14 protein-coding genes and 2 pseudogenes are annotated in these 17,204 nt (G+C 36.9%); 12 read left to right on the top strand and 4 right to left on the bottom strand.

All coding sequences use genetic code 11. The features are described 5' to 3' along the window. Positions 1–233 precede the first annotated feature (233 nt). From SKA34_RS01190 to SKA34_RS23390, 7 genes and pseudogenes are all read left to right on the top strand, one after another. On the top strand, positions 234–467 hold the full coding sequence (locus SKA34_RS01190; protein ID WP_006643669.1) for a hypothetical protein: 234 nt from the start codon (positions 234–236) through the stop codon (positions 465–467). Between the two features lie 185 nt (positions 468–652). Then, positions 653–1,972: an ISNCY family transposase gene (locus SKA34_RS01185; RefSeq protein ID WP_083784328.1), complete on the top strand. Its 1,320-nt coding sequence runs from the start codon at positions 653–655 to the stop codon at positions 1,970–1,972. A 232-nt stretch (positions 1,973–2,204) separates the two neighbouring features. Beyond that, a complete protein-coding gene (locus SKA34_RS01180; protein WP_232284194.1) occupies positions 2,205–3,584 on the top strand; it encodes a Fic family protein in 1,380 nt (459 codons plus the stop codon). Positions 3,585–3,781: 197 nt separating this feature from the next. Beyond that, positions 3,782–4,264, top strand: coding sequence for a hypothetical protein (locus SKA34_RS01175; RefSeq protein WP_006643667.1), 483 nt, complete (start codon positions 3,782–3,784; stop codon positions 4,262–4,264). Positions 4,265–4,750: 486 nt separating this feature from the next. Next, a complete protein-coding gene (locus SKA34_RS22725; RefSeq protein ID WP_023931128.1) occupies positions 4,751–4,900 on the top strand; it encodes a Hok/Gef family protein in 150 nt (49 codons plus the stop codon). Positions 4,901–5,076: 176 nt separating this feature from the next. After that, a pseudogene (locus tag SKA34_RS01170) lies at positions 5,077–5,813 on the top strand (IS6 family transposase). Positions 5,814–5,953: 140 nt separating this feature from the next. Continuing rightward, positions 5,954–7,204, top strand: a complete 1,251-nt coding sequence (locus SKA34_RS23390; RefSeq protein ID WP_006643665.1) for an RHS repeat-associated core domain-containing protein — start codon at positions 5,954–5,956, stop codon at positions 7,202–7,204. Between the two features lie 333 nt (positions 7,205–7,537). Here SKA34_RS23390 and SKA34_RS01160 read toward each other — a convergent pair whose 3' ends face one another. The 4 genes from SKA34_RS01160 to SKA34_RS01145 form a co-directional block, all read right to left on the bottom strand. Next, entirely contained in the window at positions 7,538–8,164 is a 627-nt protein-coding gene (locus SKA34_RS01160; RefSeq protein WP_006643664.1) for a recombinase family protein, read from the bottom strand. A 429-nt stretch (positions 8,165–8,593) separates the two neighbouring features. Next, positions 8,594–8,995 carry a type II secretion system pilot lipoprotein GspS-beta gene (gspS2, locus tag SKA34_RS01155; protein ID WP_006643663.1) on the bottom strand — a complete coding sequence of 134 codons (402 nt, stop codon included), beginning with the start codon at positions 8,993–8,995 and terminating at the stop codon, positions 8,594–8,596. Between the two features lie 246 nt (positions 8,996–9,241). Continuing rightward, positions 9,242–9,673 (bottom strand): regulatory protein RecX, encoded by a 432-nt coding sequence (locus SKA34_RS01150; protein WP_006643662.1) that lies wholly within the window; start codon positions 9,671–9,673, stop codon positions 9,242–9,244. A gap of 827 nt (positions 9,674–10,500) precedes the next feature. Continuing rightward, positions 10,501–11,154, bottom strand: coding sequence for a hypothetical protein (locus SKA34_RS01145; RefSeq protein WP_006643661.1), 654 nt, complete (start codon positions 11,152–11,154; stop codon positions 10,501–10,503). 970 nt (positions 11,155–12,124) lie between these two features. Here SKA34_RS01145 and SKA34_RS01140 point away from each other — a divergent pair. The 5 genes and pseudogenes from SKA34_RS01140 to SKA34_RS22715 form a co-directional block, all read left to right on the top strand. Next, complete coding sequence (locus SKA34_RS01140) at positions 12,125–13,444, top strand: ISNCY family transposase (RefSeq protein WP_083784328.1); 1,320 nt, start codon at positions 12,125–12,127, stop codon at positions 13,442–13,444. 329 nt (positions 13,445–13,773) lie between these two features. After that, complete coding sequence (locus SKA34_RS01135) at positions 13,774–14,787, top strand: hypothetical protein (RefSeq protein WP_006643659.1); 1,014 nt, start codon at positions 13,774–13,776, stop codon at positions 14,785–14,787. Between the two features lie 1,260 nt (positions 14,788–16,047). Continuing rightward, positions 16,048–16,140, top strand: a complete 93-nt coding sequence (locus SKA34_RS22720; RefSeq protein ID WP_006643657.1) for a pantocin A family RiPP — start codon at positions 16,048–16,050, stop codon at positions 16,138–16,140. A gap of 52 nt (positions 16,141–16,192) precedes the next feature. Further along, positions 16,193–16,441: a hypothetical protein gene (locus tag SKA34_RS01130; RefSeq protein ID WP_006643656.1), complete on the top strand. Its 249-nt coding sequence runs from the start codon at positions 16,193–16,195 to the stop codon at positions 16,439–16,441. 59 nt (positions 16,442–16,500) lie between these two features. Beyond that, positions 16,501–17,204 (top strand): annotated as a pseudogene (locus SKA34_RS22715) (IS3 family transposase); the annotation flags it as partial.

The following is a 17,204-nucleotide window of genomic DNA, read 5'->3' as shown; positions in this document are numbered from 1 at the left end:
ATACTTTTCCTAATATCAACCAGCCTGAATAGAGCTGGCTATCTAACAAAGTTTTGTCCAAATATTGAGCTAGTAGCTGTTACTAGCTCATGTGATCACCAATCGATTTAATCTTCGTTAAGATTTTTTTGATAGTTTACTTGCCCTTAAAAATTATGAACAGAGTTGTTCTTAAGTTAAAGATTTTGCTTTAAAGTATGAGATTAGTTATCAATAAGTTGAGTAGTTTAAAAATGGTTAAAGTCGACAGTGAAATTATTGCCACCTTTGGTGATTGGGTTGTTACGGACTATGGCATTGAATGTACATATACTAATTACTTTATAGCTAAGGAACGGCTACCTGAACCCGACTGGATTCATCATGTTTGCCAGAAAACATGGGTAAATAAAGTAGATTTTGAAAATGCATTTAAGCATGCATTAGATGTTCATAATGTAATTAGCCATCAAAAAGATCACTACTAAACATAACGTTATTTGACATTACCTACCATGGCGGCCTTTTAGTATCTTGACGTTACAGGGTATCTGTATCTGTATCTGTCAGCCCTACTTTAAAATGTCACATTCCTCCAACTTAGAAATGTCACATTAGGTGTATGATTCTTCCTATGGAAGAATCAGCCTACGGTGCTGGAATGTTACTCACGATGAGCACAAAAGAGCTTCAGAAACTCGAAACAATACAAAACGTTTGTGATAAGCGTATTAGACAAATTGATGCTTCTAAAATCCTGAACTTAAGCCGTAGGCATATTCAAAGATTGGTTAATCAATACCGACAGTTCGGGGCTAATGGTTTAATTTCAAAAAAGCGAACTAAGCCAAGTAATCGTCAATTCAATGCATCATTGAAAAAACAAGTTATTGATTTAATTCAGACTCATTACTTCGATTTTGGTCCTACGCTAGCCGCAGAAAAATTAGCTGAAATTCATGATATTAGACTCTCTACTGAAACCATCAGAAAATGGATGGTTTCGGTAAAACTTTGGAAACCAAAGGTTAAGAAAAGACGTAAGATTTATCAACCGAGAGCGAGAAGAGATTGTATAGGCGAACTTATTCAGCTTGATGGTTCCCCCCACGACTGGTTCGAAGGCCGAGCCGATAAATGTACATTGCTTGTTTTTATTGATGACGCAACAAGCGCCATCATGCATTTATATTTTTGTGATTCTGAGTCGACGTTTTCATATATGGCTGCGACTAAGCAGTATATACAACAGCATGGTAAGCCTGTCGCGCTCTACACGGATAAACACGGTGTTTTCCGTGTTAACCATGCTAGCAACGAAGACCGCAATAAACTGACTCAATATGGTCGCGCACTAAAAGAATTAAACATTGAGCTAATTTGTGCCAATACTCCACAAGCTAAAGGGCGCGTAGAACGCGCTAATTTAACGCTTCAAGACCGTCTAGTTAAAGAGATGAGGCTAGCAGGGATTAATGGGATAGAAGAAGCAAACGAGTGGTTATCAGGTTTTATAGATAACTATAACAGGCGCTTTGCTAAACCAGCTAAACGTCAATTGAATGTGCACAGACCTATCTACGAAACCCCGAAAGAGTTATACGATATTTTCTCCTGGCAAACTTCGCGAAAAGTAACTAAATCACTAACGCTACAGTATGACAAAGTCATGTATTTACTTGAAAAAAATTCAGAAAATGAAAACCTTGTGGGTAGAAATATCATGATACATGATTACCCTGACGGTCAAATAGATATTAAGCATTTAGGTCAATCATTAGGTTACAGTATTTTTGATAAATTGGAGCGAATAAATCAGGGAGAGATAGTTGAAAATAAGCGTTTAGACGCTGTTTTGAGATTAGCGATGGTAGAGCAAGAACGATTGGAATCAGAAGGTTTAAGAGAGCGTAGTCGTTCAGATACACCAAGACGACAAGAACAACGTAGACAGTCGCGAATAAATCCCGTGATGTATGACCAAGCGAAATAACAAATTTCTGTCACTTAGAAAAAGTGACATTTCTAACTTGGAGAACCGTGTGACATTTCTAAATGGTTGCAACATTGGGTTTACATCACTGGTGCGCAAAAGATGCCATATGTTAAATACAGGTGTTTAAGGGGAATTTTACTTAAATAAATTATCTCCATTCCTATCCTGAAATTTCTTGCTAAATTGCGCTATTTTCATTAATATCATCTCAATTATGGCGCTTTTTGAGATGAGATTAATGTCAGGTAAGTATTTATCCCCGCCAGTATGCCCTTTTGATTCTATCAGTGATGTATTGTTTGAGATTGGCTGTCAGGGCGATGATCCCAACAAATATACTGATTACCTCAATCCATTTATTGATGAATACCACTCGTTTAATGAGTTTAGACGTAGAGTAAAGCCAGGTTTAGACGTTAAATTCTGTTGGTGGTTAATGCGCCTATCCCGTGATAACTCATTAATAGACTTAACGCCATTAGAAGATAAACCATTGCCATCTGACTTGCCTGATGCTGTTAATCAGGCTTTATTGCAATCACCTGATTTTATTAAAAATTGCCAGTTTAATAACTTGCATGAATTTAGTCGGATTTTATCGCAAATTGACCGTTACACTACGCATAATTCGATGCTAGGAATACTAGAGCAGATTGGTGAAAATGCACATTTCGTCCACTTAACAAATACTTTAATTGATGATGAGGCGATATCTAGTAGTCAGCTAGAGGGGGCAGCGACAACAACTATTCTTGCTAAAGAAATGCTTCGTAAAAAACGGAAGCCTCGCACTGATGGTGAGCGCATGATTGCGGGTAACTTCGATTTAATGCAAGCAGCATGGAGCCTCAAAGGTAATTCATTCAGTATTAGGTTGATAAAAGAGCTACATAAGGCTGGCACACAAACCTTAGATCAAGGGAAATACACATCTGGCACATTTAGAACGACAGATGATATTGCGGTTGTGAATTCTGATGATGAGATAGTCCATCAGCCCCCAAAACACGATGTTATTGATCGCCTATTATCACGTGTAGTTAATTGGTTGAACGCGACTGACGATGATATCCATCCGGTTATAAAGGCTATAACACTCCATTTTGTTATCGGTTATGTTCACCCGTTCCGTGATGGTAATGGACGTGTGGCAAGGGCTTTGTTTTATTGGTACATGTTTAAGTGTGGTTATACGGGATTTCGTTACATTGCTATTTCCGCGTTATTGAAAAATGCACCAATTCAATACGGTGTTAGCTATTTAGATTGTGAGCATGACAACTTAGATTTAACGTACTTCATTAAATATCAGTTAAAAATTATCAGTCGTGCTATTACTGAATTTGTTTGTGTCTATGAACGTGCAGCATCTCGAATGCGTGAGTTAGAAGATCGATACTCTGGCTTAGAAGACATCGAGAGAAAAATTATTGGATTTGTTGCTGGTGAGCCTCGTTATCGTAAAAAGCCTACGATTACAGCAAGGGAAGCTGAAAGCTTATTAGGCGTTAGTTTTAACACGGTTAAGCAAAAACTTGATGACATGGTTACATCTGAAATACTTGGCTGTGAGAAAATCGGAAAATCGACTGAATATTTTTTAAATTAAACATAACACCCGTTGCTTGTACCAAAATTTGAAAGGTCGCTTGGGCGGCCTTTGTTGTATCTGGACGCTACCACGTATCGGATCGCTTTAGATTCAATATGTTAAATAGCTCGGGTTTTATTTAATGTTGATATTGCAATTTTGCAATCATGCACTTATATACAGTATGGTGCTAGTTGTTATTAGTGAGGTTTAATATGAGTGGTTTTGCTGATTTTTGTCACGATAAGTTGGATCAAGATAAAATAGATGAACAAGCTCTTATCGATGCAAAGCAAGAATGGCTTGAAAATATAGATTTTGTATATTCAACAATTGAAAATTGGTTAAGTGATAGTAAAGAAAGTGGAATAGTCATTGACTATTCTCAAGTCATTCTTGAGGAAGAAAGGATTGGTAAATACATTACAAAATCCATGAACATTCATCTTGGTGAACGCACTGTTATTATTAAACCTGAAGGGTGCCTTTATATCGGAACCAAAGGTTCATTTGAGATTTCATCACCATCTAAAAGAATTAAGTATGATCTTCAGTTAACAAATAATCATCATCTTTTAAAAAGAACTCAAAACAAAGATTTTGAATGGAAGATATTTAGTCTACCTATGACATTAGAAAATTTAAAAAACTTTGAAAAGAATGCGTTTGAGAATATTTTGAAGACGTTATTGAAATAGAGATAGTACGCATAAATAGTTTTACTGTTAAATACATGAAGAGATGTGCTTCTTCATACTCAATATTAGTAACTAAATCTTTTAATTTATGTTATAAAAATGTATCTTTACAGTATATTCGATTCTTGAATATACATATTGACTACGCATTGTACATACATCATTTCAGCCCACTTATTATTAAAGTGGGCTTTTTTCATCCAGGCGCATAAATAGAATTACTGTTAAATGACCGTCCATCGAGGCGGTCTTTTAGTCTCTACATATCAGAGAAAGCTAGACATAAAGTTAATAAAAATCAGAAGAGTTAAGGTATAATCAACGCGGGTGCTCTTGGCTGTCTGTCAGGAGCATAACAACTGTCACTGGATGTCGTGACTGGCAGATAGACGAAAGCCCCGAAAGTTAATTTCTTAACCAACGAGGCAATCTGATGAAACTCGACACTTCTGATGTTAGCCTCTATTTAATTGAGAGGCAAGACGTATGCTGCGAAGAACCGCCTTAATTGGCTTGATTGTTATCTGTATAACAATACTGAGTTTCACATGGATGGTGCGTGATTCACTTTGTGAATTACAAATCAAAGATGGAAGCACGGTTTTTCTAGCAACACTTGCCTACGAATCTAAGTAGAGCTAGACAGGTAGGGGCTGTTAAGCCTCTACCTGATTTAGTTTGTTTGGTGACATTGCCAATGAGCACCCACTCCTTCCATGTTTTAATCTCTCTTTACCACCCTAGCTATGGGCTTGTTGCAAAAAATCGTAGTAACCCAATATATTCATATTCTCCTAAAGGATGGCTAGACAATGGCCAATCACGAATTTAAATGGAAACACTTTGCCCTGAAATTATTCTTTAGTGTCTTCGTTGGTATGGGTCGACACCGATGAGCTATGCCAACATTAGCGACATGTTGGCGGAAAGAGGAATTTCTGTAGATCGCTCTACCATCTATCGGTGGTTTATTGAATACTCCCCATCATTACGTAAAAAATTACGTCGCTATCAATTCATCAACACGAACTCTTCATGGCAGCTTGATGAGACGTATGTCAAAGTTAAAGGTCAGTGGTTTTATCTCTATCGTGCAATTGATAATCAAGGTAACACGTTAGATTTTTACTTTTCTAAAAAGCGAAATAATTATTTAGCATATCAATTCCTTAAACGTTGTTTAAAATGTTATTCACTAGATAAACAGCCGAAAACACTCAACACAGATAAACATGCTTCCTATGCTCATGCGATCGCTCTATTGAAAAAACGAGGATTTTTACGAAAGGATGTTAAGCATCGTCAAGTGAAGTTTCTTAACAATGGCATAGAATCAGATCATGCACCTATTAAGAAACGCATTGTCGCCACCAGTGGATTTACAATACGAAAACGGGCATGGTCATCGATTCAGGGATTTGAATCATTACGGATGTTGAACAAAGGCCAATTTGATTTTTGGTTACGCCATGATGAACCTAAAACAAAAGTGCGGAATAGATCCGCCTTTATGAATAGTCTCTTTAATGTTGATGCGATTTACGCGTAATTTAAAGTTAATTGTATGTTCAATATACCCCATTAAATTATTTGCAACAGCCCCCTTTTGAAAATACAACTTTTGATCTTATTGATTACTGCTTATAGTGGAATGATGAAAATAAGGTTATAGAATGAGACGAGTCATTCATGGATACTAATAAAAACTCAAATTCTACTGATTTAAGGACTATTACGTTTAACGCTAGTCGAAGACGCTTTCTTACTCACACAGGGACATTAGCATCGAGTACCCTATTACCCACTCCAGCTTTCACCTTCCCATTTACAGTGAATGACACTCCACCTGCACTCGTCACCAGCGGAATAGGGTTCAATGGTGAGCGAAAAGATCCCGTGACCGGTGGTTATCATCTTGGTAATGGCTACCGCATGTATAACCCCCACTTACACCAATTTCAAAGTTACGATGGCTTGAGCCCCTTTGGTCAAGGAGGCATAAATGGTTATGCCTACTGCCTTGGTGATCCTATCAACCAAGACGATCCAAGTGGTCATTTCGCTATTCTGAGTCTTCTTATCGGTGCTATTGTTGGCGCTATCATTGGTAGTGGGATCAGCGCTATCAGTGAAGGCATTCAATGTGCCATTAACCCTGAACATAAATTTGACTGGAAACAAGTGGGTATAGGCGCCGCCCTTGGGTTTATTTCTGGTGGTTTCTCGACGGCGGCAAAAGGCGCAACTACATCAGTAAAAGTGGGATTAGCCATTGTTGACGCCACGGTGTCCGGTGGCGCAGATTTTGGTTTGAATGTCGCCGCAGGCACGCCCGTCAAACAATCAGGGCTCAATGCCGGTATTGGTGTCCTCATCGGACTTAGTACTTTTGGTGTTGGGTTAGGTGTCAAGACACTCGGATCATCACTGTCGGAGGTTAACCAGCGGCTAGCAACAATTAAAACCGTAGGACTAAGTGGTAGGGGAGCTCCGAAGATAGCTAAAAAGTGGAGGTTTGAAGGGGGGGGGATATCTCGAGATCATCGTATTGACATGCATGTTAACAATGGATTGCTTAATGGTGACCCTCTATATATTCACTACACCAATAGAGAAGGCTATGATGCAATATTGAACAGTAAATACTTTAGAGCTGCCCCCAATACTGCTAGGCGTGGTACTCGTGCCAAAAGTTCTGTTTATTTATGTCAAGCCAAGGATGCGATGAATAATGAAGAGGCACATTTGAACCTATTCCTAGGTGAGGAAAGGTATAGGAATAGTGCTACACATAGCTTTATTTTTAGTTTTAGAGAACCTCAATTATTGGATCCGAGACCAGTAACTATAGGCAGTCATATTAACGAGATACTATATCCAAATAATATTCCGTTCAGAAAAATAAATCTTCTTTATTCTGGTGTTAACCCTTTCATATGAGAGTGCCAGCAAGCACTTGAAGCATTCCCAGAATAATCGTGTTACACCTTGCATAAAATCTGGGATAAACTTTTTGGGGAAATGTGCGCAATACCCGCAATAGAGGGTGTGCTCTAATGTGCGATGTGAGATTTTTGAGGGGCGAAACGGAGTAGGGGTGTGAAGCCCAACGGTACGATTTTGTATGTTAAGCGTTAAATCAGTCAGTTAGTACAATATGACATTTAAGTAGACCCTACGATCACTGGTAAAAACACCCCGAAATCAGCATGTGACATAACTTATGTTTCACTGCTAGCTGTGTCATGACTTACATGACACACTAGTTTTTTGTTAGCGTACGTTTTCGTTCCATTGGGCATCAAACCCCTTTACCACCCTAGCTATCGTCGCTCTGCTACATCCTAACTTTTGTTGTATCTCTGAATAACTACGACCAAGACTTAACTGATCCCGTATATCTTGACGCAGAGATTCATTCACACGGCGACCACGATACTTACCTTCAGCCTTGGCTTTCGCAATACCTTGCGCTTGGCGTTTATATCGCGTTTCGTAATCATCACGAGCCATCGCTGCACCTAAATCTAACATGAACTCGGTTAAGGCCAAGGTAATGCTGTTTTGTTCTCCCGCACTGAACACAGCATGCGTCATCGGCTGATCTACTACCACAATCACTAACCCTTTTTCCATGATACGGGCTTTTAAGGTTTTCCATTCAAGCCAAGGTAAACGAGTAAGACGATCCATCTTTTCAATCAGCAATACATCACCGGCTTCGCTATCGTCGATCAACTTGTTAAGTACGGGACGCTCTAACTTAGTACCAGATTGGTTTTCGATGTAGTAGCCAGCAATACGACTATCAAACTTGGCGCCAAAGGCTTTGAGTTCTTCTTTTGCCCGTTGGGCATCTTGCTCGGTAGTTGAAGCACGAAGGTAAGCACGGATCAGCATAGTTTCCCCTAAGCTGGTTTAATTTAAGTCGGTTTCTAAAATCAGTTTAGTATAGATGGTTTCATAAATGAAGCAGTAAGGGTTGAGAGGCAGTGGGAAGTGGTTTCGTTAGGGTATACAAATAAAAACCAATAAAAAAAAAGAAATAAACATAATCAATAGTTAATAGCGATTAATAATAATTATCTATTAATAGAAGGTTATTGATATCAAAATAAAAAGGGAATTGATTTACTGGTACTAGGCTAATCTTTGTTGAATTGATGTCGATTTATAAACGTTTGAAAGCATTTTAAATACAAATTAACGATGCTATTGCAGCTAAAGAAGTAACGATAGACGAGCAAATTTAACCACACCTATCAATATTGGATAAGTCCGTACCAAATGACCATTGGTACGGGCTTTTTCTTATTAAGAAAATAAATATTAATTCAACTCTTCACAAGTTCCTTTAGATACCGCTTGCTGAGCCATTGTACGACCACTAATATCTTTGATCGTAATTAGGTAATTTACGCCGCTATTAAATAAAGGCTTTATTTCTTTGTTATTACAATAGTTTATCGCAGCCGTTTTTGCGGCATTTGATGGTGAAACATGACTTTTCCCGCCATAAATAATATTAATTTTAACGGTATTACCTGACGCGTAAGCTTGTGTTATTTGATAAGCATCAATCTTCGGATAAGGTGCTTTACTATCAATTTCAGACGCGCGGCTTTTTGCTAATGTTTCAGCAATTTGTTGCTTTTCATGAGAAGCACAACCACTAAGCAATAATAAACCTAATGATGCAGTGATTAGCGCTTTGCTTGTAGTTAATTTCACAATTTCGACCTTAAATAAATTATGGAAGCACTTTTTTAAAAGCTTAAAAATCTCGTTAGCGTATGCAAATAAAAACCAATAAATAAAATTAATCAATAGCTAATAACGATTAATGGTTAATGGTTAATGGTTAATGGTTATTATCTATCGATAATCGTTCATTAATATGAAAAACAAAAGGGGAATTGATTTCATAGAATCAGGGGTTGGACTTTGCTAGAAACGACTCCCCCCTGAAATAATAATTTATGAAATGCACTCTAATATCGCCGACATCGAGTGACCACGGTACTGTAAGTAACGCACCATTTTCGCTTTTTCCGTATGGTCAGCTGCCAAGCTATCACCAAACTTCTTCTCTTTTGCTTTCAAACAGAGCTCAAACCAATCGACATCAGTATCTTCCAATGCTTGATCGATAACCAGTGAGTCTAGCCCTTTCTGCCTTAGTTCTTGCTTTATACGGGACACACCATGTAATTTTGCTATCTGCTTTGATATTTCTCTTTCAGCCAGTCGAGCATCATCAAGGTAATGGTGAGATAGCAATTTATCCATCACTTTTTCAACTAACTCATTGTCGCCCTGTTTCGATAGTTGGCGTCGAATTTCACCTGAAGCATAGTCACGTTTAGCTAATAATCCTACAGCGAAATCATATAATTGCTCTTGAGACATACAGCCTATCCTTGATCGATCAATCTGTTATAGTGAAATATCTTTATATGTTATTACAGACATAGCAATACTGTTAATTTCAACAGGCTTATTGCCATTGTAATAGACAATAATTGCCCCATTATTATTTTCACAGAGTCAGGCGTTTGATCTTGCTAGAGGCGATTAGCCCTAAAACACTAATACTATGATTATTCGGATGTTTAAGCCGTTTTGGGGCAAAAGTGAGTTATAACGCTCAAATCTCAATTTATCTGATCATATATTTAAAAAATCTGATAGATTGTTATTGGGTGATCACTCTAAAAAGTTTTAACGTAATGATTACTCGAGTGGAACGGGCTCGACCAATATCTCGGCTTGGAACACTGAGATATTAGGAACAGGAAAACGGCTCTTTGCTTAATCATCGAGCCGTTTTTTTCAAGAATTAAACCAAAAATAGATATTGTTAGATTTAAAAAATACTAATCAATCATTTAAGTTGTTAATTTTTTAGACGCATTATTTTTTGCTAATGCATCTAAAAATTTTAAATATTTATTTAATTATTAGATCTATAAAATTTATTTCTAAGATATTGATAAAATTTTAACATTAAAGAAGAAGTTTTAGAAATTATCTTTTCTTTCCTTGAATAATATATATTACATATTGTTAAACTGAAAAAAAACAAGAGGAAATATTTATCGAAATGTTTAGTTAAACCAAAATAATTAAACTTAACCATAATATATCCAATTAATCCTGCTATAAATATGGGTAATAAAGTATTCCAGAATAATGATTTGATAATTGATTTTGTCTTTGACATATAACATCTATCTTTAATAAGAGTGGCAACCAGCATAACAACTTGCAGTTCTTGCGCTATTGATGCGTGAATAAGATCTTATACCAGACGAGCTTAATCCTTTACTGGGATTTATCCTAATTAAAGGACGACGGTCATTGCCTCTTTCACGATTTTGAATATTTGATATTATGTAACTACCAACAGCACTACCAACAAAGGGGCCAGCAAAAGTACTTGTAGCCGCACCAAACGCACCACCTATGATTTCAGCAGCAGGGTCAGGTTCACCTCCAGCTAATCTTGATCCGATTATAGTACCTCCAATGGATCTTGCTGCATTAACAGCATTTCTTTTGCGTCTTTTTTTTGGTGCATTTTCTAAATAAATAAAATCGCTATTATATGTAAGATGCATATCAGAAAAACTTGTTACTATGAATTTATCTTGAATTATCAATTGTTCTTCAGGATATATAATTTCAAAAACTGTTTTATTTTTGTCAGAAATTTCTGCCATATCAGTACCCTTACCCATTTCTAGAAGTGCATACTGATTTTCAATTTCTAAACAGTATTCAACACCTTCTTTAAGCAAGTACTTATGACTTTGTACTAGTTTTGTGCATGACGCATAAGTAGATTGAGAAGCAAATACAGCAAAAATCGCCATTGTTAATTTGTACATATAAACTCAAAAACTAAATTAAATAACGTTTTTATAATAAAGAAAGCAATAATCAACATCTAAAAATTAAAAATACGAATATAATCACGTAAATTATTGCTTTTTTGAAAAACATGTCCTGTTTTTGTAAATTTTTAAGATACATTTATATTTACAAAGAAACTTTATTAAATAAATTCCCGCATTATTAAGAAAAACGTATCAACCTTCTAAATTATCAAGTTGTCTGGCGTATAAGTTTTCTACCGCTTTAACAGTCATAATGGTTGACGGTGGTGATGACTATGAGATCCGCATTCTAAATCGTCTCCTCAATATTGATATTATTTTCGAGTAATACTGAAAGAGAAATAGGCTCATCTACCTATTTAGATTATGTTGCGATGACACCCGAGTTAGCTAACATTAATGCCCCATTATTATTCAGAGCAAATACTCATTCATATCGCATTAACGTGATTTTGGATTAGTTTTATTAGGTTAGTAAACGTCACTTTTTGAGGGTTCATACGCAAACACCGCCCTGATTGAACATTTTGAAACTAATAACAAAACTATAACGTCTAATTTATTCTTTTTTATATTTTTTTTGATGGAAATGCATGCTTTACTCCACAATTTTCTTGAGCTTTGAGCAGGGAATTCGTGAAAGATCACTTAATTTAAATAGGGGTATATTTAGGCAAAAAACACCGACGGCCAAGTAAGTGTTTTTTTGAGTAAGGGTGCTTATATCTTTTGAAGTTTAGGGGGAACCAAACTTCAAGTTTTATATTATACCTCATAGGTATCATTTGTTTTGTGATGTAATCCTAAAACTATTTTTATCGATACGTTACAGCGTATCTGTATGAATATATCTGTCAGCCCTACTTTAAAATGTCACATTCCTCCAACTTAGAAATGTCACATTAGGTGTATGATTCTTCCTATGGAAGAATCAGCCTACGGTGCTGGAATGTTACTCACGATGAGCACAAAAGAGCTTCAGAAACTCGAAACAATACAAAACGTTTGTGATAAGCGTATTAGACAAATTGATGCTTCTAAAATCCTGAACTTAAGCCGTAGGCATATTCAAAGATTGGTTAATCAATACCGACAGTTCGGGGCTAATGGTTTAATTTCAAAAAAGCGAACTAAGCCAAGTAATCGTCAATTCAATGCATCATTGAAAAAACAAGTTATTGATTTAATTCAGACTCATTACTTCGATTTTGGTCCTACGCTAGCCGCAGAAAAATTAGCTGAAATTCATGATATTAGACTCTCTACTGAAACCATCAGAAAATGGATGGTTTCGGTAAAACTTTGGAAACCAAAGGTTAAGAAAAGACGTAAGATTTATCAACCGAGAGCGAGAAGAGATTGTATAGGCGAACTTATTCAGCTTGATGGTTCCCCCCACGACTGGTTCGAAGGCCGAGCCGATAAATGTACATTGCTTGTTTTTATTGATGACGCAACAAGCGCCATCATGCATTTATATTTTTGTGATTCTGAGTCGACGTTTTCATATATGGCTGCGACTAAGCAGTATATACAACAGCATGGTAAGCCTGTCGCGCTCTACACGGATAAACACGGTGTTTTCCGTGTTAACCATGCTAGCAACGAAGACCGCAATAAACTGACTCAATATGGTCGCGCACTAAAAGAATTAAACATTGAGCTAATTTGTGCCAATACTCCACAAGCTAAAGGGCGCGTAGAACGCGCTAATTTAACGCTTCAAGACCGTCTAGTTAAAGAGATGAGGCTAGCAGGGATTAATGGGATAGAAGAAGCAAACGAGTGGTTATCAGGTTTTATAGATAACTATAACAGGCGCTTTGCTAAACCAGCTAAACGTCAATTGAATGTGCACAGACCTATCTACGAAACCCCGAAAGAGTTATACGATATTTTCTCCTGGCAAACTTCGCGAAAAGTAACTAAATCACTAACGCTACAGTATGACAAAGTCATGTATTTACTTGAAAAAAATTCAGAAAATGAAAACCTTGTGGGTAGAAATATCATGATACATGATTACCCTGACGGTCAAATAGATATTAAGCATTTAGGTCAATCATTAGGTTACAGTATTTTTGATAAATTGGAGCGAATAAATCAGGGAGAGATAGTTGAAAATAAGCGTTTAGACGCTGTTTTGAGATTAGCGATGGTAGAGCAAGAACGATTGGAATCAGAAGGTTTAAGAGAGCGTAGTCGTTCAGATACACCAAGACGACAAGAACAACGTAGACAGTCGCGAATAAATCCCGTGATGTATGACCAAGCGAAATAACAAATTTCTGTCACTTAGAAAAAGTGACATTTCTAACTTGGAGAACCGTGTGACATTTCTAAATGGTTGCAACAAGGGTTTACACCATTGGTGCGCAAAATATAGATTATGTTAAATAAGGTGCATTTATAAGCCCTAATTTCATCTAGGCCGCCATGATACTCAGATCATGAATAACGGCTAAGTTCTTTTATGATTCCAAGTTTAAAATAAGATTGCTTCTAAGCTCATCCTCAGATTCTAAGTTATTGATAAAATTGGAACTGACAAAGTTTATGCCGTCTGATAAGTTACCAATCTCTCACCTATATACTACCCTAGGCTCTTCTATGATATTCAGTAAGACCAATATATTTATTCTTTTTACGATTTTAATTACACCAATTAGTTACGCATCTGTCAGCCTTAGTAAGAACTCTGCACAGATCTTCCTGTTCTTAGGTGGTGACTCACCGAGTGTGCATGAAGATATTCTTTTGAATAAGAATATAAGTGGCGCACAGGTTATTTACTCGTGGAAGAAGCTAGAGCCAAAGAAAGGTGTATATAACTTTGATCAAATCAAGACCGATTTAAAATTTATGGATTCAATCCATAAGAAACTTTGGATTCAAATTCAGGATAAATCATTCGATCCCAAAGTAGTTAACGTTCCAAACTACCTAATAAGCAAGGAATATTATGGTGGTATTTCTAAGCAAGTAGACTTTGCAGGAGAAGGAAAACCGTTGGGAGAAGGCTGGGTGGCTAACATGTGGGAACCAAAAGTTAGAGAACGCTTTCAATTACTATTGAAGCACCTTGGTCAACAATTTGATGGGAAAATCGCAGGTATTAACCTAACTGAAACCGCTATCGATCTCGATGAAAAAAATCCGCCTAAAGGATTTAGTAATGATGCGTATTTTCAGTCTGTTCTGGATAACATGTTGGCACTTAGTCAATCATTTAACCAAAGTAGTGTTGTACAGTACGTTAACTTTTTCCCTGGTGAATGGAATAATGACCATCAATATATGAGTCGATTATTTACATTCGCTATAAAGCATAATATTGGCTTAGGTGGGCCTGATGGCGTTCCTTACCGTAAAGGAATGATGAAAAACTCCTACCCATTCTTCCACCAATACAAAAACACCCTCCCTCAGATATCAATCGCAATTCAGGAGCCGGATTACACTTACACTAACCCTAAAACTGGACATAAATTTACCGCGAACGAAATATATAGATTTGCCACAGAGTACCTTGGAGTAAAAGTCTTATTTTGGAATATTCAACAGCCTCAATATTCCCAACAAGTCATTCCTTTACTGGAAAACATTCACAGTAAAAAAGGTTGATACTTAAACAAAGCTATTGTGTTAGCTTGTTTTTAGTAAGGTGGTAACATTTGTTATAAGCTTTGCTCCCACGAGTAATTGGGCGAGCAAAGAATAAATCGGCATCTGTTACCTTTGAAATACCTTTGAGGGCGGAAAATTATTTTCCGTTATATCAGGTCAGAGTTTTAAATTTGTAACACTTTGACCTATTCAAATCTTTGAACGCTTCAACCATAGTGTCATCTTACTTATTCTCCAACTTTCTAATCATGACGATTTAGACATATTGTCGACCAATGTCAGCAAGATACTTTCTGCTCAGCACCATAAATTGTCGATTTTCTAAGCACATGTGAACAAGACTTAATATCAATATAAAACAATATCTTATGATATTCATTGGTTGTTTAATGATGACTTTTTAAGGAAAGCTAACTCTCGCTAATCCCGATGTTAGAAATATCATTAATTAGTCGAGCCGCTATTAAAGAAAAGTTATTACAAGATATACACTAATTATTAACTGTTCTTGTGGATAATGAAGCAAATCTTTAATTTTGAAGGATCTGGTTGGGATGTTTATCGTCATTATTAGATGACCAAGTGTATTAATATGCTTTCAAAATATAAAAGATAGTTTCCACTTTTAAATTATGCATAAGTCATTTTTAGGGTTAATACTTGTAATGTTATGTTACTTGCGTTGGACAACTCCCCGGCCCACTTACTGAATTTTCGAGTGGGCTTTTTCTTATCTATTTTCCACATAAAAATAAAAAAGCATTCTATGAGTTTAGTTGTCATTCTAATCTCGTTTTTTTGCAATGATGTTTAAAAATGAAGACAAAATAAATATTCCCCAAACGCTTAAATAAGTCGCTTCTCTTAAACCTGTTTATAAAAAAAGCCCACCGAAGTGGGCAAGAGGAGGTTAACATCGGACATATGCCAAATAGGCATAAACCGAATGGTAGCCCTATTACTGTTAATAAGATGTGACTAATATCCACTTTTAGTTAACAACTCTAAAATGAGGATCAGGAAAGTGAATGAAGCGGCCTGCTACAGTTAATGCTAACGAAAACCTTAAGTGCTGGAAGTTTATTCATTTCCCTAACAAGTGGTGAGCTGAAACAACGAGGGAATATGAGAAGTCACTCGCATTAATAAAAATCCCTTAGTGGAATATATCAATTCCACCTCGACATGTTATTGAATTGTTAATCCCTACCCTGTTTTTGCCAAACATTTTATTAACATTCAATGATGGATTTTATTATGATCAAGATGAAAGTGTTAACTCACCGTATTTCTGCAATCTCAGAAGAAAAGGTTATGTACTCTCAAGGCGAAAAGATCGTTCTTAAGTAATAACAATATACCAAGGTCACACATAGTGACCTTTAACTTCAGAGAGACAGAAATGATAGTAAAGCCACTTCTCAAGCAGTCTCACCATGTGATCGTTTCTGACGATGGTGATATTTGTATTGGTGAGATACCGAATGTTTCACAAGTTATTGAAAGTCCTCCAAACTGGGTAAAAGATGTCCTTGGAAAGTTAGACGGAAAAAGAACCGTACCTCGAATAATTAAAGAGCTTGTACATGAAAATGTAGGGGCATCTGAGGATGATATTTACAACTTTATCGGTATGTTTGTAGTGGCATAGTGAATTTGGTCACTTAGTTAGAGGTGATATCATCACTTCATACGTTAACAGGTGACACTATGACAAATCGTACAAGACGACTATTCAGCGCAGAATTCAAGCTCGAGGCTTCACAGTTAGTGATTGATCAAAATTACTCAGTGGCAGAAGCCGCCCAAGCCATGAATGTGGGTAAATCCACGATGGATAAATGGGTTCGTCAGCTTAAACAAGAACGACAAGGCAAAACGCCAAAAGCTTCGCCTATGACCCCTGAGCAAATAGAAATTCGGGAATTAAAAAAGAAGTTAGCTCGTCTTGAAGAGCATAATGAAATATTAAAAAAAGCCACGGCTCTGTTGATGTCGGACTCACTGAACAATTCTTGATGATCAAGAAACTCAAGCAGAGCTATAGCGTAAAAACATTATGCGAAGTCTTCAATGTTCATCGAAGTAGTTATAACTATTGGCTAAAGCGTCCAACAGCGATTAGGGCGGAAACAGTCAAACTTCGCAGCTTAGTTAGTGAGGCCCACGCAGCAAGCAACGCCTCTGCGGGAGCGAGGACTATTGCAGATATAGTCACAAATCAGGGTTTAAAACTGAGCCGATACCGAGCAACAAAACTCATGAGAGAGCTTGGTTTAGTCAGTTGCCAACAGCCAAAGCATCGATACAGAAAGGCTTCTCAAGAACATGTTGAGGTTCCAAATCACTTGGGCCGACAGTTTGCTGTACGCCCCAAATGAAGTTTGGGTTGGTGATGTTACGTATATTTGGAC

It is taken from the genome of Photobacterium sp. SKA34 (genome assembly GCF_000153325.1).
GTDB lineage: Bacteria > Pseudomonadota > Gammaproteobacteria > Enterobacterales > Vibrionaceae > Photobacterium.
This window is presented reverse-complemented; position numbering and strand designations above follow the sequence as displayed.

Coding starts and splice junctions, on each gene's coding strand:
- SKA34_RS01160 (WP_006643664.1), bottom strand. CDS start 8,164: ATGCTGATCCGTGCTTACCTTCGTGCTTCAACTACCGAGCAAGATGCC.
- SKA34_RS23390 (WP_006643665.1), top strand. CDS start 5,954: ATGGATACTAATAAAAACTCAAATTCTACTGATTTAAGGACTATTACG.
- SKA34_RS01190 (WP_006643669.1), top strand. CDS start 234: ATGGTTAAAGTCGACAGTGAAATTATTGCCACCTTTGGTGATTGGGTT.
- SKA34_RS01135 (WP_006643659.1), top strand. CDS start 13,774: ATGATATTCAGTAAGACCAATATATTTATTCTTTTTACGATTTTAATT.
- SKA34_RS01130 (WP_006643656.1), top strand. CDS start 16,193: ATGATAGTAAAGCCACTTCTCAAGCAGTCTCACCATGTGATCGTTTCT.
- SKA34_RS22725 (WP_023931128.1), top strand. CDS start 4,751: ATGCTGCGAAGAACCGCCTTAATTGGCTTGATTGTTATCTGTATAACA.
- SKA34_RS22720 (WP_006643657.1), top strand. CDS start 16,048: ATGATCAAGATGAAAGTGTTAACTCACCGTATTTCTGCAATCTCAGAA.
- SKA34_RS01180 (WP_232284194.1), top strand. CDS start 2,205: ATGAGATTAATGTCAGGTAAGTATTTATCCCCGCCAGTATGCCCTTTT.
- SKA34_RS01140 (WP_083784328.1), top strand. CDS start 12,125: ATGAGCACAAAAGAGCTTCAGAAACTCGAAACAATACAAAACGTTTGT.
- SKA34_RS01150 (WP_006643662.1), bottom strand. CDS start 9,673: ATGTCTCAAGAGCAATTATATGATTTCGCTGTAGGATTATTAGCTAAA.
- SKA34_RS01175 (WP_006643667.1), top strand. CDS start 3,782: ATGAGTGGTTTTGCTGATTTTTGTCACGATAAGTTGGATCAAGATAAA.
- SKA34_RS01185 (WP_083784328.1), top strand. CDS start 653: ATGAGCACAAAAGAGCTTCAGAAACTCGAAACAATACAAAACGTTTGT.
- SKA34_RS01145 (WP_006643661.1), bottom strand. CDS start 11,154: ATGTACAAATTAACAATGGCGATTTTTGCTGTATTTGCTTCTCAATCT.